Origin of the sequence: Stagnihabitans lacustris (assembly GCF_025950525.1) — a bacterium.
Taxonomy (GTDB): domain Bacteria; phylum Pseudomonadota; class Alphaproteobacteria; order Rhodobacterales; family Rhodobacteraceae; genus Stagnihabitans.
Window position 1 is genome coordinate 1 of record NZ_JAPDGS010000006.1, and the last position, 17867, is coordinate 17867.

Here is a 17867-nt window from a genome sequence, read left to right on the forward strand (position 1 = left end):
CGCCTCAGTGTATCTGCTTGTCTTCATTCGGAATCTCCTCGTTCATCTTGGCGAGAAAATTCTACTTATCCAGCCCCGTTAAGAATGGGGGGGATTACCATTGCGTCATGCCGCTAGGCGCGGCTCCGATCCTGTCGCGCAGAGCGCGGCATCTGACGGAGCAGGACTTGACGGGCCATCCACAACTGCGCCCGATCCTGCTGCAGGCCGGGCGGGAGGGCAACCACAGCGACCCGATTGTCTCGCCACAGCACGCTGTCTGGACTGGGGCCGGGACTGAGCCCGCGGGCGACACAGGCCGGGTTTCGCGGCAGCCTCTGCGCAGCCTATGGCCCCCCTTCCCACAGGGTCCTGTCCGCCCGACAGGCGCGCTGGCTTCGGGACCAAGGGCGGACAGGTCCTGCCCTCCTTTTCGCCTGTCGGCCGATATCGCCCGCCCCTCTTTCCATGTGCGGCCCTGTCACGGCTGGCTGTCATGCACCCGGGGCCATTTCGCCAACTTCGCCCCCCGGTTGCCGCCGGGCCGCAGGGCACTATCTGACAAGGGGGAGAAGCCATGCTGATCGTCACACAGACCACCGTCCTGAACCCCGCGGTCCTGGAAACCCGCAGCCTGCCGAAGAAATTCTTCGGCCGTGTGCTGGTGCTGCCACGGGGGGCCACCCCGGGCCAATGGCTGCGGCTGGTCGTGGAAATCCAGCTTCTGCGCTATCTGCTGACCCTGACGCCCTTTGTGGTCATCCCCTTTGCCTCACGCGACCTGGCCTTGCCGGTCATGGAGGCCCCCGCGCTGATGCTTTTGTTGATCGGCCTTGTCGAACTTCGGGTGCTGCGGCGGTCAAAGGCGGTGCGCGCCCGCGCGATCACCGAGGACGAGGCCGCCCGGCGTCTGGATCTGCTGTCGTTTCGCGCCCGGGCCTGCCTGCGCCGGATCGCGGCCCTGCATGACGTGACCGAGGGGCAGTTGCGCCTTGTCGTCGAACAATCGCCCTTGGCCCGGCTTCCTCCCCTGACGCTTGTTTCGGTGCAAAGCGACCAGCCTGAACCGCATCTGTTGGCGTTGGACGCGCAGGACCGCGCCGTCCTAAGCACGCTGTTCGATCACGATTTCACCGAAAGGGACCTTCTGGTGACGAACCAGCGCGACGACATCTATATCCGCGACATCGCGCAAGAGGCCCGGGCGGTCTCGGCCCAATCGCGGTTGGCGGCCTTTCTGGACAAGCGCGAGGCAAGCGCATGAGCGTCAACGCCACCACCGTTTCGGCAGGCGAGGCGCTGCGGGTGCTGCAGGCGGGCTGGGACGCGCAGCAATCGGGGGGGATGACAGTGTCCTGGATGCTGCATGGTCGCCCCGGGGTCGGCAAGACCGAACTGGTGCAGACGCTCGCCAACCGGATCGGGGCCGAGCTATACGACCTGCGCCTGACCACGATCGAGCCGCAGGACCTGCGCGGCCTGCCCTATTTCGACCATGCCCGCGCCAAGACGATCTGGTATCGCCCCGAGGATCTGCCGGACACTGACGCCCCGGCGATCCTGTTCCTGGACGAGCTGACCGCCGCCGCCCCCGCGCTGCAACCCACGGTCTATGGGCTGTTGCAAGAGCGCCGCGTGGGCCGCCACCGTCTGCCGGCCCATGTGATGATCGTGGCGGCGGGCAATCAGGTCGAGGATGGCGCCATCGCCTATGATATGGGCACCGCGCTGAGTGACCGGCTGATCCATATGATCGTGCAGGCCAATCCCGACGACTGGGTCAAGAATTACGCCGTACCCGCGGGCATCCATCCCACAGTGACGGCCTTTATCCGCACCCGCCCCGACCTGCTGGAGACGACAGAAGCCAGCCTTCGCCGCGGTCAGATGATCGCCTGCACCCCGCGCAGTTGGACCCGCGTCAGCCAGATCATGTCCAGCGTGCCGGACCGCGCCCTGCGGCAGGTCATGATCTCGGGCACGGTCGGGCTGGCTGCGGCGGCGGAATTCGCGCTGATGGCGGATGACATCGCGGCGACGGTGCGGATCGACGAGATGCTGGCCCTGCCAAGGCCTGACCGCGCCGCGCTTTATCCCGGCAGTTTGCACGGCCTGACCGCGCTGGTCTGCGGCCTTGCCGGAGCCGTGACGGAACGGACCCTGCCCGCCGCCATCGAGATGCTGGCCGATCTGCGGGGCCTGAAAGCTCCGGCCTTTCAAGGCCTGCCCTTGAGTGAACTGGCCAGCTTTGGCTTCGAACTCCTGATCACGCGGGCACTGGACAAGGGCTGGCAAGAGGTCTTTGCCCAATCCGCAGCCTATGCCGATTACGCAGGCCAGCGGCGGGCCGCTGGCCTGCCATGACCCGCGCCGCCCGCGCCTTGGCCCATCTGGCAGAGGTCGATGCGACCCTGGCGGTTCTGGCGCTGTGGTGCCGCCACCGCGACGACATGGGGGTCACGCGGACGGCGGGCGACACGATCACCTATGGCCCCGCCTTCGACCGCCTGGGGCTGCCGGAACAAGTGGGCCTTGTCGCCCATCACGTGCTGCATGTGGCCCTGCGTCATTCCGCCCGTCAGGCCGCGCTGACCGAAAGGCTGGGCGATGGCTTTGACGCGGCGTTGTTCGGTCTGGCCGCCGATGGCATCCTGAACCAGACGCTTGTGCTGGCAGGCCATGCCATCCCGCGCCCCGCCGTGCTTTTGACCGACCTTCTGGCGCAAGCAGGGCTGCCCGACCAAACCCCCATCGCCGCGCTTGAGGCCTGGGATGTCGAGCGTCTGGCCATGGCTTTGCACCGCGACCCCAAGCAGGCCGAGCGGCTGCGGGATTGGGGCAAGACACGGGGCTTTCAGGTCGACCTGTCCACCGGCGCGCCCCAAGACGAGGGCAAGGGCCAATCCACCGCGGACTGGCGCAACCATGTGCTGCGCGCCTTTGAGGCCGGGCGCAAGGCGGGGTCCGGCATCGGCCGGCTTGGCGCGATCCTGGCCGATCTTGCCCCCGAAAGCACCCCCTGGGAGATCCTTTTGCGCGGCATCCTGGCCCGCGCCCTGACCGAAAACCCGCGCGTCAGTTGGCGGCGGCCCTCGGGTTCGTGGATTGCCCGCATGGCCGCAGCCCAAGACGGCGCCGTCCCGGTCTTCGAGCCCGGGCGCCAAAGGATGGACAACAGGCCGCGGATCGTGGTGGGCCTTGATACCTCCTCGTCGATCGACGCCCAGACGCTGCGGCTTTTTGCGACCGAGGCCGAAGCGATTGTGCGCCGGACCGGGGCAGAGGCGCATCTTCTGGCCTTTGACGAAGCGGTCTTCGCGCAGGGCAAGCTTGGACCTGCGGGGTGGGACCTGCCCCTGCGCCAAGGCGGCGGCACCGATTTCAACGACCTGTTCCAGAAGGCCGGCGCCCTTGGCCCCTCGATCCTTGTGGTCCTGACCGATCTGGATGCGCCCCTGCCACCCGCGCCGCGGTTCCCGGTCCTTTGGGCCGTCCCCCATGAGATGCCCGCCCCGTCCTATGGGCGCCTTTTGCGGCTGACGTGACACACAGCCGTCCCGGACCTCGCCTGATATCACGGCATCGTCATGTGCCGGATTGGACCACTGCTCTAGGTTAACGCCAACCAAGCGGAGTTTCCCGATGCGGTTTGTCGCAGCCCTTGTCGGGCTTTTCCCCCTGCCTGCCCTGGCGCAGGACTGGAATACCGAGCCTGCGAATGCGCCCTATGTTGCGGCCTTTGCCGGGCAGACCCGGGCGCCTGTCTTGCCCGATGTCGCCCTGACCGTCACGCCGCTGGCCCAGGGGCTGGAGCATCCCTGGGGCATGGAGGAACTGCCCGATGGCCGTTGGCTTGTCACCGAACGCCCGGGGCGGATGCGGATTGTGGGCGATGCGGTGTCAGCCCCGATCCAGGGCCTGCCGCCGGTGCATGCCGAGGGGCAAGGCGGGCTTCTTGACGTGGCCATCGCCCCCGACTTCGCCCAGACCCGCCGGATCTGGTGGTCTTATGCCGAACCGCGCGGGGCCTTGAACGGCACCGCGGTTGCCACCGGGGTCCTGTCCGCCGACGAGACACGGGTGCAGGATGTGCAGGTGATCTTTGCGCAGCAGCCCGGTTGGGCCTCGGATGCGCATTACGGCGGGCGGCTGGCCTTTGCCCCCGATGGCGCGCTGATCCTGACGACCGGAGAACGTTCGGACCGCCGCGCGCGGGTTCAGGCGCAGGACCCCGCCAGCCACCTGGGCAAGGTCATCCGGCTGAACCCGATGGGCGGGCCTGCGCCGGGCAATCCCGCCCTGCCGGGCTGGGCGCCCGAGGTCTGGTCCATCGGCCATCGCAACGTGCAGGCAGCGGGCTTTGGCCCGGATGGCCAGCTTTACACGATCGAACACGGGCCGCTGGGCGGCGACGAGCTGAACCGGCCCCAGGCTGGGCGCAATTACGGTTGGCCCATCATCACCTATGGGCTGGAATATTCCGGCGCAGCCATTGGCCAGGGCCAAACCCGGGCCCCGGGGATGGAGCAGCCGCTTTACTACTGGGACCCTGTCATAGCGCCCTCGGGGCTGGTCTTTTATGACGGGGCGCTTTTCCCCGATTGGCAGGGCAGCTTGCTGGTGGGGGCCCTGGCCGGCCAGGCGCTTGTGCGCCTGACGTTGGAGGGCCAGACGCTGCAGGGCCAGGCCATCACCGGTGAAGCACGTTACCTGCAAGGCATGGCGCGCATCCGCGATGTGGCCGTTTCCCGCGACGGCGCCGTGATGATCCTGACCGACGAAGACAACGGCGCCTTGATTAGACTGACCCCGCAAGACTGACCCCGCAAGACTGACCCCCAAACCCTGACAGGAGAGCAAGATGACCCGACTGACCCGCCGCATGGTTCTGGCCTCTGGCGCGGCCGCGAGCCTTACGCCCTTTCTCGCCCAGGCTCAGGCGCCGATGCTGGGCGCCTCGACGCCGCTGCATTACCGCTTCACACTGGGGGCGTTCGAGGTGACACCCCTGCTGGCGGGCACCGGCACCCGCGACAAGCCGCAAGAGACCTTCGGCCTGAACGCCACGCCCGAGGAATTTGCGGCTTTGTCGGCCGAGAACCTGATCCCCGCCGACCGCAGCCAGAATTTCTTTACCCCCACCCTGGTGAACACCGGCAAGGAACTGGTCCTCTTTGACACCGGCCTGAACCCCGAGGGGCTTTTGGCCGCCCTGACCTCGGCGGGCTATACGGCCGATCAGGTCGACGTCGTGGTCCTGACCCATATGCATGGCGACCATATCGGCGGCATCGCGGGCGCGGCGGGCGTGACCTTCGCCAAGGCGCGCTATGTGACCGGCGCCATCGAGCACAACCACTGGTCGGGCGCGGCAAACGAGGGTTTCGACAAGCTGATCAAGCCCCTGAATGACAAGTTCACCTTTCTGGATGCCGGGCAGGATGTGGTATCCGGCATCACTTCGGTCGAGGCTTACGGCCATACACCGGGCCATTTCGCCTATCACATCGAAAGCGCGGGCCAGAGGTTGATGTTGACGGCTGACATGACGAACCACGCGGTCTGGTCCCTTGCGCGGCCGGATTGGGAGGTGAAGTTCGACATGGACAAGACGGCCGCAGCCACCACGCGGCGGCGGATTCTGGGGCAGTTGGCGGCCGACAAGACGGCTTTCGTCGCCTATCACCTGCCCTTTCCGGCGCTGGGCTATGTCGAGACCCGCGGCGAGGGCTTTGCCCATATCCCCATGTCTTACCAGCTGATTATGGGCTGACACCAAGACAGGGCGGCAGCAGCCCGGCCAAAGCCGCTGCCGGTCTTGGCCCGGGTGCATTTCCGGCGCTGCACCCGCCGGAAATGCATCTGGGCCAAGGCGGTCAACCGATCCCGGCGTTTTTCAAAAGGCGTTCTCAACGCCGACAGGCGAAAGATCTGGCAGTCTCGTGAGGGCGGGCGCAGACTTGGCGCCTGCCGGGCGGGCCGGTCTTGCGGAGGCCTTGCGTGCCGGAACACCAGGCGACGCCGGAACACCAAGCGACGCCGGAACACCAAGCGACAATGCGGAACCCGCGGCCCGGTTCCCTTGACTCGTCTGCCCCGCTGCGCTACGGCCCGTGCAAGGTGCCGGGCACCTGCCGCCTGCGGACACAAGTCACGGTGAAGCCCGGATCGCGACGATATCTTACCCTCGACGCATTTCGCGTGGTGGACAATGCAGGCTCCCATCCAGATCGAAATGCCTCATCAGAGGAGTAAGCGATGTCGGTCCGGCGCGCTGTCCCACAGGACAATCCCTTTCTGACCGCCCCCATCGGGCGGTTGTTTTTGTCGAATACCCTTCCCATGGCCCTGGTCATGTCGATGGGAGGTCTTCTGAACGTGGTCGACGGCGTCTTCGTCGGGCGGTTCATCGGGGCCGAGGCGCTTGCGGCGGTCAGTCTTGCCTTTCCGGTGGTCATGCTGATCTCTGCGCTGACGACACTGGCGGGGGGCGGCATGTCAAGCCTGCTGGCGCGATCTCTGGGGGCTGGGGATCGCGTCGCGGCGGCACGGGTCTTTGCCGGGGCGCATGGGTTGGTGGTGGGGATCGCGGCCCTTCTGGTGGGGCTGTGGGCGCTGTTCGGTCAGGCGCTGCTGATGCGGATGGCGGCCGGAAATGTGCCGCTGGCCCAGACGACCGGGGCCTATCTGTCCATCCTGATCTGGGCTGTGCCGGTCCAGCTCTTGCTTGGACTGCACGCTGACGCCCTGCGCGTCGAGGGCCGGGCCGGCGCGATGGCTGCGCTGTCCGTTCTGGTGAACCTGTTCAACATCGGCGCGAACTGGCTGGGGATCGTCATCCTTGGCCTTGGGATTGCCGGCTCCGCCTTGGGAACCGTCGCGGCGCAGGTCCTTGGCCTTGCGCTGGCCCTTGCCCTGCGAGCCCGAGGGCCGGGACTCCTTCCGCTGGGCACCCTGCGGCAAGAGAGCTGGTTTGCGCAATGGCGGCCGATCGTCACCCTGGGCCTGCCCCTGTGTCTGAGCTTCCTGGGCATCGCCCTGGTCGCCAGCATGGCGATGCTGGCGCTGCGGCAGCACGCTGCCGCCTATGACACGTCGATCGCGGCCTATGGCGCGGTCACGCGGCTTTTGAGCCTGGCCTTCCTGCCGCAGTTGGCGATTGCCTTGGCCTTGCAAGCCATCGCGGGCCAGAATGTCGGAGCCGGGCAGGGCGTGCGTGCCGTCGCGGCCCTGCGGCTGTCGATGACGGCGGCCTTGCTGTGGTGTGGAGCGGTGGCGTTGACCGGGCTTTTTGCCGGACAGGTGGTCAGCCGCTGGTTCACCAGCGATCCGCACGTGACCCTGGCGATCGTCGCAATCCTGCGGCCCATGCTGGCGCTTTACGTCTTTGCCGGTCCGATCCTTGTGCTGGCCATGTATCTGCAGGCGCTTGGTCAGCCTGGTTGGACGGCCGCACTGACCCTGGTGAAGCCATGGGTGCTGATGCCCCTTCTTATCCTTGGACTTTCCGCCCGGTTCGGGGTGGCGGGGATATGGCTGGCCTTTCCCATGGCGGATGCGGTGGTCCTGCTGATTGCGGTGACGATCGGGCGCGCCATCCTGCGCGGCGCGACGGCGCCCGGCACGGAGGAAGCGGCATGACCATCGACGAGGCCAAGGCGCAGGCAAAGGCCCTGCGCGCCGCCCTCGAGGCCCAGGGCCACGCCATCAGCCATGCCCAGGCGCTGGAACTTGTGGCCCGCCAGCACGGCGCCCGGGACTGGAACACGTTGCACGCCAGATTGGCGCTGCGCAATGCGCCGCCCGAATTGGGCCTTGGTGACAGGGTGCGGGGGCTCTACCTGGGTCAGGCTTTCGCGGGCCGGATCATCGGCCTGTCGGGCCCCTTGACCCACCGGCTGATCGAGATCCGCTTCGATCAGCCGGTCGATGTGGTCCGGTTCGAGAGCTTTTCGAACCTGCGCAGTCAGGTCCGGTCTGTCATCGACGAAACCGGCCGTTCCCATCGCAAGACCTCGGATGGCGCGCCACAATTGATCGTCCAGCGGGACAGCAGGTAGGCCGGCGCGGGGGCCTCTTGACCCGCCATCGCAGCTTCGAAAGCCGCGCGGCCCATGTCGAAATAGGGCAGGGCCATGGTCGAAAGACCGGGCCGCAACAGTCAGCAGAAAGGCTCTTCGTTGTCAAAGCTCCTCTCGGCCAGGTCATGGCCGATGCGCAAGCCCGCCCCGGCCGCCGCCAGATAGACCTGCGGCGTCTGGGTGTCCTGATCCTGGACCTTGAACAGCATCAACGGCTTGCCATGGTGCCAGGCGGCCTCTTGCGCGCCGCCACGCTGAATAGCCCCCGGCGGTCGATCTCTTTTTGGATGCGCAGCGGGTGGTTTCGGCCACCAGCGGGTCCTTGTTCATCGCCCGCGACACGGTCTTCACCGAGGTCCCCGCCGCCTGTGCCACCTGCTTTTGCGTCGCCAATGGATCGTTGCCCCCAAAGCCCGACCTTTGGCACGGGTCAAATGCCGCGCAGGCGGGGCAGGGCGCGCCCATCCGGGCCGAAAAGATGCAGCCGCGCCGGATGGGCGGCAAAGCGCAGGCTTTGGCCCGGAAGACCCGAGGTCTCGCCAGGCCGTTTCACGATCATCAGCTTGGGGGCGGACGGGGTCTCGACATGGGCCTGGGTGTCTTCGCCCAGCTCTTCGGCCACCGGGATGCGGGCCTGCAAGAGGGGGGGGCGGCCGTGATGGACAGGTGTTTGGGGCGGATGCCAAGGCGCAAATCGCCCTCTGGTGCGGGTTCCCAGGCCTGCCGCAGCGCCGCCCGGCGCGCTGCGGCAGGGCAAAGGTGCTTCGCCAGAGCGCCGATGAACCGCGCGACAAAGACGTCGGCGGGATGGTGATACAGCGTCATCGGCGTGCCGACCCGGGCCACGCGCCCGCCCGCCAGCACCCCGATCCGATTGACCAGCGTCATGGCCTGGTCATGGGTGACATGGATCACCGACTGTTTCAGCCGCGCGATCTCCAGCCGGGGCGCCACCCGCAAAAAGGCATCCGGGTTCGACAGGGGCGCGTCAAAAAGGAAGACCCCGGGATTGCGGCAGATGGCGAGGCAGGGACATTCGGCCAGGGTGGTTCTGTGGTCGGCTTCGCGGTGCAGGAGGCTGGCAAAGGTCCGCCCCGAGGCGCCATCCGCCGCATCGGTCGTGTGGTGCAAGATCACGCCGCCCGCCTTGTCCCTTGTGCCAATGACCCTCTGCAGGCCCCCATCCGGGCCGGGGACCACATGGGGGTCGCGGACATCGCTCCAGAGGCCCGGGCCCCGCGGCAGATCGGGCAGGATCGTCGCAGGCGCCGCGGTGACGCCATCCGGGACCAGGGCGGTCCGCTGGAACTCGGGCGGCTGGCGTCATCGTCGGTGAAAACGACCCGCAGAAGGCCGCGCCCAAGGGGGCGTCTGCGGTCGGCTGGCTGGGGATCAACAGGATCGGCTGATGGGTCCAATGGATCAGGTCGGTCGAGGTCGCATGGCCTCAATGCATGTCGGACCAGCGCAGCGCATGGGGATGATGCGGATAGAACAGGTGATCGGCCCCCCGGCCCGGCAAAGCCCTTGGGGTCGTTCATCCAGCCCATGAGCGGGCGAAAGCGGATGCCCTGCGCCAGGTCGTGCCGCGCTGCCCGGGCCAGGTGCAGACCCGTGATGCCCGGTGCCCCGTCAAAAGCATAAAGCATCCCGTCAGCCTCTGTCGGGTTCCAGGTCAGGTTTGCCTTGGCCTCGATCCCCCGGGGCAAGGTCGAAAAGGGTGAGGCCGGGCGCGGTCGCATGGGCCAGGACTTGGGAGCCAAGCGGCAAGCTGGCCTCGGCCTTCAGCGGTTTCAGTCACAGATGCAGGCGTGTCGATGGGGTCAGGGTCATGGCGATCTGACGTGGAAGGATGGCCTTGGTCATGTTCATCCCTTGATGGCCGAACCGATGAAGGACGAGACGAACCAGCGCTGAACGCCGAGACACAGCGCCAGCACTGGCAGCAGGTGCCACCGGGTCTTGAGGCGAGGAGGCTTGAACGGCGCCCTTCCAGTCTTGCCCCTCCAGTCCTGCCCCGGGCAAGACTTGCGCGGACAAGACTGGCCCTGCCAGCATGGGCGTTGCGACCTCTATTCCGTGGGGGGCGCCCGCCCGTCTTGCAAAGCTTTCCCCGGGCGCCAGGGCCGAAGAGGCAGCGCCCGCCCATCATGGGAGGACCGGCCATCCCCCCAAGTCGGTCCTTGCGACCTTTGGCTAGCGCAGGCCGTTCAGGATCAACGCGATGCCGCCCAGGAATTCGGCGCGGTCGTCATGGCTGGACAGCCGGGCCGAGAGGCTGCGGATAAAGGCGAAGTCGGTGGCGTCCAGCGCCTGCCAGCTGGCGGCCACCTCATCCAGAAAGGTCGTGCGGTCCTGGCCAATGGCGCGGTTGGCGGCGTTCTGGCGGCTTTCGGACAGGATATAACTGCCCAGCAGGGTCGCCCCGGTGAACTGCCGGTCCGGCGCCACCTGCAGCGCCTGAAGCTGGCGGCCCAATGCCTCGTAGAGCCGCAACAGCGCCAAGGGCGGCGGGGTCCGCGTCAAGGGGCCGCCCAGCCAAGGATGCGCGTCCAACAGGTCATAGACCCACAGCGCGATCTGGGGAATCGCCTCGGCCGGCGCCCCCATCGGCGCGGGCAAGGCGCGGACCATCACATCGGCGGCCTCGGCCAAAAGGTCCTCCTTGTTGGCGATGTGCCAATACAGCGTCCCCGGACCCGTCGCCAAACGCGAGGCCAGAACGCGGAAGGTCAGGCCCTCTTCGCCCGTCTCGTCCAGCACCTCGATCGCCGCCGCGATGATCTGGCCGCGCGACAGGCCCCCGGCCCGGCGGTTTACCTTGATATCGTCCGGCATCGACTTCCCCCGCTTGACTCGTGTGGAACGGCGTTCCATATAGCGGCAATGGAACGACGTTCCACCCTTGTCGCAGAGGTTTCCCATGAACACCATCGCAATCATCGGCGCGGGCCTTGGCGGCCTTGTGCTGGCCCGCGTCCTGCATCGGAACGGCATTGCCGCCACCGTCTATGAGGCCGATGCCTCGCCCCAGGCCCGCACCCAGGGCGGGATGCTGGACATCCACGAAGCCAACGGCCAGGCCGCCTTGAAGGCCGCCGGGGCCTATGACGCCTTTGTGTCGATCATCCATCCGGGCGGTCAGGCCACGCGCATCATCGACCCCCAGGGCTGGGTCTTGCTGGACGAGGCCGATGACGGCTCCAGCCACCGCCCCGAAGTGCCGCGCGGCGCGCTGCGCCGCATCCTGCTGGAGGGTCTTCCCGCGGGTTGCGTGCAATGGGGCCACAAGCTGGCCAAGGTGACACCGGGCGAGGGCGGCCCCAGGCTGACCTTCACCCACGGCGCCGAGGTGCAGGCTCGGTTGGTGATCGGCGCGGATGGCGCCTGGTCCAAGGTCCGCGCGCTGCTGTCCGACCACAAGCCCGCCTATATCGGCACCACCATGGTCGAGACCTTTGTGGAGGCCGCCCTTCACCCCGAGACCTCGGCCCTGCTGGGCCAAGGCTCGACCTATGCTTTGCAGCCGGGCAGGGGCCTGGTCGTCCACCGCGAGCCCGGGGGCGTCTTGCACAGCTATATCGCGCTGACCCGGCCGATTGACTTCTTCCAGACCAAGGATCTGCGCGCCCTGGTGGCGGCGGAATTCGCCGATTGGGCGCCCGAACTGCGGGCGCTGATCACCAACGGCGATCCCGTGTTGCGGCCGATCCATGCCCTGCCCATCGGCCACACCTGGACGCATCAGCCCGGCCTGACCCTGATCGGCGATGCGGCCCACCTTGTGCCGCCAGATGGAGAGGGCGCCAATATCGCCATGCTGGACGGTGCCGAACTGGCGCTTGCCATCGCGGCCCGACCGGATGACCTTGACGCCGCCGTCCGCACCTTTGAGGCCGCGATGTTCGCAAGGTCCGCCAGTGCAGGGGCCGAGGCGCTGGAAACCTTTCAGCGGATATTCGAGGACCCCAAGGCGCCGCAGGGTCTTTTGGACATGCTGGGCTAGGCGCGGTCCCCTTTGGGGCGCTGCGGCAAGGACCTGGCCGCTGCACCGGAAAGAAGGGCTTGCTCGTGATCCCGTTCCGGGCGGCGCCCGGGCGTCATGCCGGTTCCGATGATCTCGCAGCGCTGGGCAAGGCAGTCGAGAGGGGCGGCCGTCACCACGTCAAGCCCTCTGGCCAAAGGCGCGGTTTGGGGTGACGTTGACCGGGGTCCGCTTGGGGAGGCGGCCGATCCTTTGGACGGAGCAGGACCGGCAAACCGCCCGGGCGACTGTTCTTCCGACGCAGGCTGCCTTGACGTGACAGGCCATGGACCGCGGTTCGCACGCCCTCCAGTCGCAAGATCCGTCGATCTCAGCGTCACAGCCGACATGCTTTATGTCCGGGCTCAGCCGCCGGGCACAAAGCACAAGAGGTCATCGCCGCGGGCTGCGCGCACCCGGGCCAGATAGTCGCGCCCGGTCATCCCGTCCTGACGCAGGCTATGGGCCAGGCTGGATTGCCCGGCCAGGGCGAGGACGCTGCCCTTCAGCCCATGGGTCAGACTGCGGGCCTGATCAAGGGATCGCAAACACAGGCCCTGCGCGGCCTCGGGCTCGGCCGCGCCCGCCGCAATGCGCCGCGACAAAAGATCGGGGCTGATCTCTTCCAGAAGGGCCAAGTGTTACGCGGTCTCGGTGGCGCCAAGCCGTTCCGCGGCCTGCAATTCATCCGCCATGAACAGCGCCTGCAAGGCGGCCTCTTGGCAAAGTCGCATGGCCCCGGCCAGTGTCCACAACAGGTCAAGCTGCGCCAGCGTCAGGTTCGGGGCCGTGGCCTCGCGGCGGAAATGGGTCTCAAGCTTGCGGGTCGACCGGGTCAGGTTCGCTTGCAAGTGTTCCGCGAAGCGGCGCGGGTCGCTTCGATCGGTCAGGGTCTCAAGACTCAAAAGGTCGCCGCTGATCTCGGCCAGGGTGATCTTGATGTCGTCATCCCGGCGGTCGCGCGTGACCTGGGTCATGGCACCGGCAAGAAGGTCGATCCGCCGCTCGATCGCCTTCAGCCGCGCCAGGGTCGCGGCAAACCCGCAACCGAGATCCCAAGCCCCAGGCCGGACAGGGCCAGGGCGCCATAGTGCAGGTTCTGCATCAGGATCATGCCGTTTTGCAGCTGGGCGATGCCCTGCTTGATCTGTTCGTTCTGCACCAGGGACGCCGCCGCCAGCGGGCTGAACCCCGAGCTTGCCATTCCCGTCAGCCGGCTCAGGACCTGGGTCAGACCCATCGAGGGCTGCATCTGGGCGATGATCTGCCCCGTCGCATTGTCCTTGATGATGGCGCCAAAGATCGAGGCCTGGTTCATCGCAAGTTGCGCCAGCACATGGGCCGGCGGATCATAAAGAAAGGGCATCAGGCGACCTCGGCCAGGCGGGTTTCTCCGGATTTCAGGACAGTGGCTTGCAGGGTGGTCAAGAGGCAGGGGGCCTCGGGGGCGAGGCCGGTGCCAAAGACCGCCGCGCGGGCCAGGGCCTCGATGCGCTGGGTCAGGTGCTGGCCGACCTTGCCCCTGGTGCGGCCGCCCAGAGCCCCAAAAGGTCATCGGTCAGCTTGCGCGGGTGATTTGCAGGGCCGACATGCCCGCCACATGAACCTGGATTTGCAGCAGCAGCGTGGGAAAGGCCGCCTCCAGCTGCCGGGTGATGGCCGCCAATTCCCGGTCCCGCCAGTCAATGACCTTCAGCCGGGCGTCCAATTCTGCAAGATCAATCGGCATCTGCGAACGCCAATTCGCCCACACATTGATTCCCCGACGCGGCAAAGGCAAGGGGAATGGCCCCGCGGGTTTCGAATGTGGCCAGAAACCTTCGCAACCGCCTGGCGGGCGTTTCAATCGCCATCGCCGTCTTTCGGTTTGGAAACATCATAGATTGTCCGCAGGATGTCGGGGTTGCTGCCCCGGCCCTCCAGCTCCATCGTCAAATTCCGCAACACGTCGATATAGCGCCTTGCCGTCGGTTGGAACAACGGGACCCGCTCGGCCCGGTGTTCCAGATCGCCAAGCGTCGCGTCTATTGCGTCCTTCAGCCGGTCTGCCACGCTGTCTTCCCCAAGGACCAGGCTGTTGCGCAGTTTCAGCCGCCAGCGCAGCAAGCCGCCCAACAGCAGGGGGGCATAGTTGAACTTGGTATAGGGTCCGCCGCGTTGGTCCTTGAATTCCATCACCACGCGATCGGCAATCCGCTCGACCTCGCTGCCGCTCAGATGTCGGGGCGCGCTGTCCGACCGCGACAAAAGGAATGCCAGGGCCGCCGTTTCCTGTTGATAGGCCCAATCCTTCACAGGTTTTGCAAGGATCAGAGACATGGCCTTTCGTTCCAGGTCCGGGTTGCGGCAAGAGCGGCCAAAGCCCTGGAACACCAGAGTCCAACTGGACCAGTTCCGGCCGAAAGGATGTCTTTGACCGCGCCTCCATGGCCTCCAGCAGGCAATGGGAAAGCTCTGTCGGCGCGTTGCGGAATTGCCAGGTCAGAAAGATAAGGGCGGCATTGTTGGGGGTCGGCGCTCCGCGGGCCTGAGCGGTCACCGCCTCCAGCGCCCGAGCGTTCAGATCACCAAGGAGGTTGACCAGATGGGAGGGCACTTCTGGGGGCAAATCGCCATCGCTTGATATGGTGTGAAGCTTTTGGGGCCGCGCTTTGACCCGTTCGGCCAAAGTCACCCAATCGGGCGCGGCAAGCCCCCGGTTTGCCTCCAGCGCTGCCGCCAATCCGTCCGTCCCCGTCGACCCCTCCCAGGCCAGAATCCCGCAGGGCAGGACCAGGCGGGCGGGGATCGTGGCTTCGCCTGCGTCCAGCTCGGTGATCAGCGCGTCCCAGGGGCGCCGGATTTCCTCGGCCGCGTCCCAATCCAGCGTGAAGTGCCGCGCCAGGCTGGGGGCCTCGACGATCAGCCTGGCGCGGCCAGAAGCCGGAGCCTGTTCAACCCGCAGCTCTACCGGGGTCGCCTTGGGCAGGGCCGCGCCCAGTTCGATCCGCGCCTTGCGCGGCCAATCCGCCAGCTCTTTGCGGATATGGACCGAAACGCTGGCCTGACCCGCCTGGATCGCGAAATGGGCGGGTTTGGCCGAGCGATAGATCTGACCGGCCGGCAAGGTGGCCGAGGCCTCGATCAGGTCGTAGCTCTGCGCCCCCTCCGCGCCCAGAACGATGGTCGAGATCTGCGGCAGAAAGTCGAAATAGACGGGCAGGCCCTGGGCCAGACGCTTGGCCGCGACCAGGGCGCCTTGGGCCACGGTTTCGGGCGGGCAGGCCACCAGAGGACAGGGCAAAGTCTCGGCCAGAGCCGTGACAAGGTCCTGGCGCAACCGGCCTTCGGTCAGCGTCTCGAAAAGGATCAGGTCGCAATCGGCAAGCGCCATGACCCCCTCGGGCGGGGCGGCGGGAAGGGGCAGATGCCCGGGCGGGGTCAGGTGCAGAAACTGCCCCCGCGCGTTGCGGTAAAGCTCGGGGGCGGCCGTGCCGGTCAAGGCCGTTTCCGCCAGGGCACGGGATGCAACGGTCCAATCCTCGCGCAGGTCGGGCGGGACCCTGGTGGCCCGTTCGGCCGCAAGGATCAGCCCGTCATAGCCAAGCCCGCTGATGACTAAATCCGCCGCCCGCCGCCGCTCTGGCGCCAGAACCGGCCCCCGGGCGGTGACCACTTGCCGCAAGCGCAGGCTTTGCAGCGTGAAGCCCGCCGAGACATGGCCGATCACCCCGACCTTCATCCCGTCCTTCAGGCCGTCTTGCGCCAGCACCGCCAGCACCGAGCGCCAGACCAAAAGCCCGCGGCCGAGGCGTGCCTTGCCCATGGCCTCGACCAGACGTTCTTGCAGGCGTTCCGAGGTCTCGGGCCCTTCGGCGATGGCCAGGACCGAGGTCCCGGGCCTTTCCGCAAGGCCCGAGAGGGCGGCGGCCAGTTGGGCGCTGTCGGCCGCCGCGTCGCGCAGGATGTCCAGCGTCAGGCGGCGGCGGTCCGGCCTTCCGACCTCGCCCCAGCCGCCGCCCCTGCCGTGCGGCGCAAGGCTGGCCTGGGCGCCGCCGATCCAGCGCATCCCCTTGCCCGTGGCCATCCGCACCACGCCCGAGCGCAGGACGCGGCCGGTCAGATGCGGTTCTTCAACCACGTCCCCATCCGCGCCAAGGGTCCAGCTTCGGGCGGCCCGGTCGCTCCAGCCGTTCAGGTCATAGCCGCACAGCCGCCGCACCGTCATTTTGCCCCCCAGAGGTCGCTTTGCAAAAAGCGGGCGATGGCGCCGCGCCCCCGCATCAGGCTTTCGCCCGCGGCATCGAAGGCAATGGCGCAGAGATGCACGCCGTCGCGGCTGGTCCAACGTTTTCCACAAGGCCATGGGCCGCGGCGGGGCGGCCTTTGCCCGGCGGGCAACGTCATCCGTCCTTGGCCCAACCGGGGGCGCTTTGGTCCCCGCGGCCAGGTTGGGCAGCCTGATTGTCATGCGCCCCAAGACGCGCGCCCATGGTGCGCTCTGGTGGCCGCTTGACACCGCTTGGCGCAGCGCGGAGGCTGGCGCGTGCACAGGAGGCGTCGATGCAGGACCGGCCCGAACCGCTTTCCCCCCAAGATTTGCGCCACCTGGGCGTCGACCCCGACCGGCTGGGCCGCATCCGGGCCTGGATGGCGGCGCAGGGGCACAGGCTTCCGGGCCTCGCGGTGCAGATGACACGGCGGGGGCAGGTGGTTTTTTCCGCGCGCCATGGCCTGCGCGATGCCGAGGCCGGTTTGCCCGTCACCCACGATACGGTTTGGCGCATCTATTCGATGACCAAGCCGCTGACCTCGATCCTGGCCCTGACCTTGTATGAAGAGGGCGCCTTTCGGCTGGATCAGCCGCTGGCCGATTTCCTGCCGGGTTTTGCCGACATGCGGGTCTGGAAGGGGCCGGGGCATGACCTGGACGCGACAGAGCCGCTGAACCGGCCTGTGACGATCCATGACCTGTTCACCCATCAGGCCGGTTTGCCCTATGGCAATCCCGCGGGTGATGCGCTGGAGCGCGCCTATATCGACGCAGGCCTGACCCTGGATGTGCATGGCGACACGGCCGCCCAGGCGATCACGCGGCTGACGGCGCTGCCCCTGGCCGATCAGCCGGGCGCGCGGTGGCGCTATGGGGTGGCGACCGATGTGCTGGGCCACCTGGTCGAGGTGCTGACCGGTCAAAGCCTGGACCTTGTCATGGCGGACCGGCTGTTGACGCCTTTGGGCATGACCGAGACCGGGTTTCAGCTGCGCCCCGATCAGGCGGGGCGGTTGGCGGCGCTGTATCAGGTGGCGCCGGGCGGTTTTCTGCGCGCGGCCCAGCAGGCGGCGCCCTTCGCCCCGGTCACGTTCCACAGCGGCGGGGGCGGGCTTGTGTCGACGCTGGGCGACTATCAGCGGTTTGTCGACCTGTTGCTGGCGCGGGGGCGGGGGGTTCTGGGCCGCAAGACCTTTGACCTGATGGTCGCCAACCACATGCATCGCAATGGGGTGGCCTGCGACCTGGCCGGCCGCGGCCAGCCGCATTTTTCGGAAACGACCTTCGAGGGCATCGGCTTTGGCCTTGGCGTCTCGGTCATGCTGGACCCCGCGCGGGCCAAGATCCTGGGCACGGCGGGGGAATTCGCCTGGGGCGGCGCGGCTTCGACCGCGTTTTGGGTCGATCCGGTCGAGGATCTGTCGGTGATCCTGATGACGCAGCTTTTGCCCTCCAGCGCGCATCCCCTGCGGCGAGAGCTGCGGGCGCTGACCTATCAGGCGCTGATCTAAGGCGCCCCCGCACGGGGGGA

Annotated in this window: 18 protein-coding genes and 1 pseudogene; 9 read left to right on the forward strand and 10 right to left on the reverse strand. The window is 67.3% G+C overall.

What is annotated here, in order from left to right; translation table 11 throughout:
• Positions 1 to 556: 556 nt before the first annotated feature.
• From NX862_RS14110 to NX862_RS14140, 7 genes are all read left to right on the forward strand, one after another.
• Positions 557 to 1243, forward strand: a complete 687-nt coding sequence (locus NX862_RS14110; RefSeq protein ID WP_264494568.1) for a hypothetical protein — start codon at positions 557 to 559, stop codon at positions 1241 to 1243.
• Positions 1240 to 2343, forward strand: a complete 1104-nt coding sequence (locus NX862_RS14115) for an AAA family ATPase (RefSeq protein ID WP_264494569.1) — start codon at positions 1240 to 1242, stop codon at positions 2341 to 2343. Before NX862_RS14110 ends, NX862_RS14115 begins: the two co-directional genes overlap by 4 nt.
• The gene (locus NX862_RS14120) at positions 2340 to 3524 is read left to right on the forward strand and encodes a vWA domain-containing protein (protein ID WP_264494570.1); all 1185 of its coding nucleotides are present in this window, start codon (positions 2340 to 2342) and stop codon (positions 3522 to 3524) included. The genes NX862_RS14115 and NX862_RS14120 overlap by 4 nt, the downstream gene beginning before the upstream one ends.
• Before the next feature lie 97 nt (positions 3525 to 3621).
• A complete protein-coding gene (locus NX862_RS14125; RefSeq protein WP_264494571.1) occupies positions 3622 to 4800 on the forward strand; it encodes a PQQ-dependent sugar dehydrogenase in 1179 nt (392 codons plus the stop codon).
• Positions 4801 to 4840: 40 nt separating this feature from the next.
• On the forward strand, positions 4841 to 5752 hold the full coding sequence (locus tag NX862_RS14130; RefSeq protein WP_264494572.1) for an MBL fold metallo-hydrolase: 912 nt from the start codon (positions 4841 to 4843) through the stop codon (positions 5750 to 5752).
• 485 nt (positions 5753 to 6237) lie between these two features.
• Positions 6238 to 7620, forward strand: a complete 1383-nt coding sequence (locus NX862_RS14135) for an MATE family efflux transporter (protein ID WP_264494573.1) — start codon at positions 6238 to 6240, stop codon at positions 7618 to 7620.
• Positions 7617 to 8039 (forward strand): glyoxalase superfamily protein, encoded by a 423-nt coding sequence (locus tag NX862_RS14140; RefSeq protein ID WP_264494574.1) that lies wholly within the window; start codon positions 7617 to 7619, stop codon positions 8037 to 8039. Before NX862_RS14135 ends, NX862_RS14140 begins: the two co-directional genes overlap by 4 nt.
• Positions 8040 to 8140: 101 nt before the next feature.
• Here the strand turns inward: NX862_RS14140 and NX862_RS14145 are convergent, their stop codons facing one another.
• The 5 genes and pseudogenes from NX862_RS14145 to NX862_RS14160 form a co-directional block, all read right to left on the reverse strand.
• Positions 8141 to 8269: a hypothetical protein gene (locus NX862_RS14145; RefSeq protein ID WP_264494575.1), complete on the reverse strand. Its 129-nt coding sequence runs from the start codon at positions 8267 to 8269 to the stop codon at positions 8141 to 8143.
• A gap of 97 nt (positions 8270 to 8366) precedes the next feature.
• Positions 8367 to 8525, reverse strand: a pseudogene (locus tag NX862_RS19470) (hypothetical protein); the annotation flags it as partial.
• Positions 8491 to 8619, reverse strand: a complete 129-nt coding sequence (locus tag NX862_RS14150) for a hypothetical protein (protein ID WP_264494576.1) — start codon at positions 8617 to 8619, stop codon at positions 8491 to 8493. The pseudogene NX862_RS19470 and the gene NX862_RS14150, both read right to left, overlap by 35 nt.
• Positions 8619 to 9197: an ATP-binding cassette domain-containing protein gene (locus tag NX862_RS14155; protein WP_264494577.1), complete on the reverse strand. Its 579-nt coding sequence runs from the start codon at positions 9195 to 9197 to the stop codon at positions 8619 to 8621. The genes NX862_RS14150 and NX862_RS14155 overlap by 1 nt, the downstream gene beginning before the upstream one ends.
• 1059 nt (positions 9198 to 10256) lie before the next feature.
• Entirely contained in the window at positions 10257 to 10898 is a 642-nt protein-coding gene (locus NX862_RS14160; RefSeq protein WP_264494578.1) for a TetR family transcriptional regulator, read from the reverse strand.
• An 85-nt stretch (positions 10899 to 10983) separates the two neighbouring features.
• Between NX862_RS14160 and NX862_RS14165 the strand changes: the two genes are divergently transcribed.
• Entirely contained in the window at positions 10984 to 12066 is a 1083-nt protein-coding gene (locus tag NX862_RS14165) for an FAD-dependent oxidoreductase (protein WP_264494579.1), read from the forward strand.
• 383 nt (positions 12067 to 12449) lie between these two features.
• On the opposite strand, the gene NX862_RS14170 is transcribed toward NX862_RS14165, so the two are convergent.
• The 5 genes from NX862_RS14170 to NX862_RS14190 form a co-directional block, all read right to left on the reverse strand.
• Complete coding sequence (locus tag NX862_RS14170; protein WP_264494580.1) at positions 12450 to 12722, reverse strand: hypothetical protein; 273 nt, start codon at positions 12720 to 12722, stop codon at positions 12450 to 12452.
• A gap of 3 nt (positions 12723 to 12725) precedes the next feature.
• Positions 12726 to 13061 (reverse strand): hypothetical protein, encoded by a 336-nt coding sequence (locus NX862_RS14175; RefSeq protein ID WP_264494581.1) that lies wholly within the window; start codon positions 13059 to 13061, stop codon positions 12726 to 12728.
• Between the two features lie 38 nt (positions 13062 to 13099).
• Entirely contained in the window at positions 13100 to 13450 is a 351-nt protein-coding gene (locus NX862_RS14180) for a hypothetical protein (RefSeq protein WP_264494582.1), read from the reverse strand.
• 192 nt (positions 13451 to 13642) lie between these two features.
• The gene (locus NX862_RS14185) at positions 13643 to 13813 is read right to left on the reverse strand and encodes a hypothetical protein (protein ID WP_264494583.1); all 171 of its coding nucleotides are present in this window, start codon (positions 13811 to 13813) and stop codon (positions 13643 to 13645) included.
• 147 nt (positions 13814 to 13960) lie between these two features.
• Positions 13961 to 16291: a hypothetical protein gene (locus tag NX862_RS14190; RefSeq protein ID WP_264494584.1), complete on the reverse strand. Its 2331-nt coding sequence runs from the start codon at positions 16289 to 16291 to the stop codon at positions 13961 to 13963.
• Positions 16292 to 16626: 335 nt separating this feature from the next.
• Here NX862_RS14190 and NX862_RS14195 point away from each other — a divergent pair, with 335 nt between their 5' ends.
• Entirely contained in the window at positions 16627 to 17847 is a 1221-nt protein-coding gene (locus NX862_RS14195) for a serine hydrolase domain-containing protein (RefSeq protein ID WP_264494585.1), read from the forward strand.
• Positions 17848 to 17867 lie beyond the last annotated feature (20 nt).

What these genes read in the sequence shown, in the direction of transcription:
- NX862_RS14110 (WP_264494568.1), top strand. Translation starts at nt 557, where the DNA reads ATGCTGATCGTCACACAGACCACCGTCCTGAACCCCGCGGTCCTGGAA.
- NX862_RS14115 (WP_264494569.1), top strand. Translation starts at nt 1,240, where the DNA reads ATGAGCGTCAACGCCACCACCGTTTCGGCAGGCGAGGCGCTGCGGGTG.
- NX862_RS14120 (WP_264494570.1), top strand. Translation starts at nt 2,340, where the DNA reads ATGACCCGCGCCGCCCGCGCCTTGGCCCATCTGGCAGAGGTCGATGCG.
- NX862_RS14125 (WP_264494571.1), top strand. Translation starts at nt 3,622, where the DNA reads ATGCGGTTTGTCGCAGCCCTTGTCGGGCTTTTCCCCCTGCCTGCCCTG.
- NX862_RS14130 (WP_264494572.1), top strand. Translation starts at nt 4,841, where the DNA reads ATGACCCGACTGACCCGCCGCATGGTTCTGGCCTCTGGCGCGGCCGCG.
- NX862_RS14135 (WP_264494573.1), top strand. Translation starts at nt 6,238, where the DNA reads ATGTCGGTCCGGCGCGCTGTCCCACAGGACAATCCCTTTCTGACCGCC.
- NX862_RS14140 (WP_264494574.1), top strand. Translation starts at nt 7,617, where the DNA reads ATGACCATCGACGAGGCCAAGGCGCAGGCAAAGGCCCTGCGCGCCGCC.
- NX862_RS14145 (WP_264494575.1), bottom strand. Translation starts at nt 8,269, where the DNA reads ATGCTGTTCAAGGTCCAGGATCAGGACACCCAGACGCCGCAGGTCTAT.
- NX862_RS14150 (WP_264494576.1), bottom strand. Translation starts at nt 8,619, where the DNA reads ATGATCGTGAAACGGCCTGGCGAGACCTCGGGTCTTCCGGGCCAAAGC.
- NX862_RS14160 (WP_264494578.1), bottom strand. Translation starts at nt 10,898, where the DNA reads ATGCCGGACGATATCAAGGTAAACCGCCGGGCCGGGGGCCTGTCGCGC.
- NX862_RS14165 (WP_264494579.1), top strand. Translation starts at nt 10,984, where the DNA reads ATGAACACCATCGCAATCATCGGCGCGGGCCTTGGCGGCCTTGTGCTG.
- NX862_RS14175 (WP_264494581.1), bottom strand. Translation starts at nt 13,061, where the DNA reads ATGACCCAGGTCACGCGCGACCGCCGGGATGACGACATCAAGATCACC.
- NX862_RS14180 (WP_264494582.1), bottom strand. Translation starts at nt 13,450, where the DNA reads ATGCCCTTTCTTTATGATCCGCCGGCCCATGTGCTGGCGCAACTTGCG.
- NX862_RS14185 (WP_264494583.1), bottom strand. Translation starts at nt 13,813, where the DNA reads ATGCCGATTGATCTTGCAGAATTGGACGCCCGGCTGAAGGTCATTGAC.
- NX862_RS14190 (WP_264494584.1), bottom strand. Translation starts at nt 16,291, where the DNA reads ATGACGGTGCGGCGGCTGTGCGGCTATGACCTGAACGGCTGGAGCGAC.
- NX862_RS14195 (WP_264494585.1), top strand. Translation starts at nt 16,627, where the DNA reads ATGCAGGACCGGCCCGAACCGCTTTCCCCCCAAGATTTGCGCCACCTG.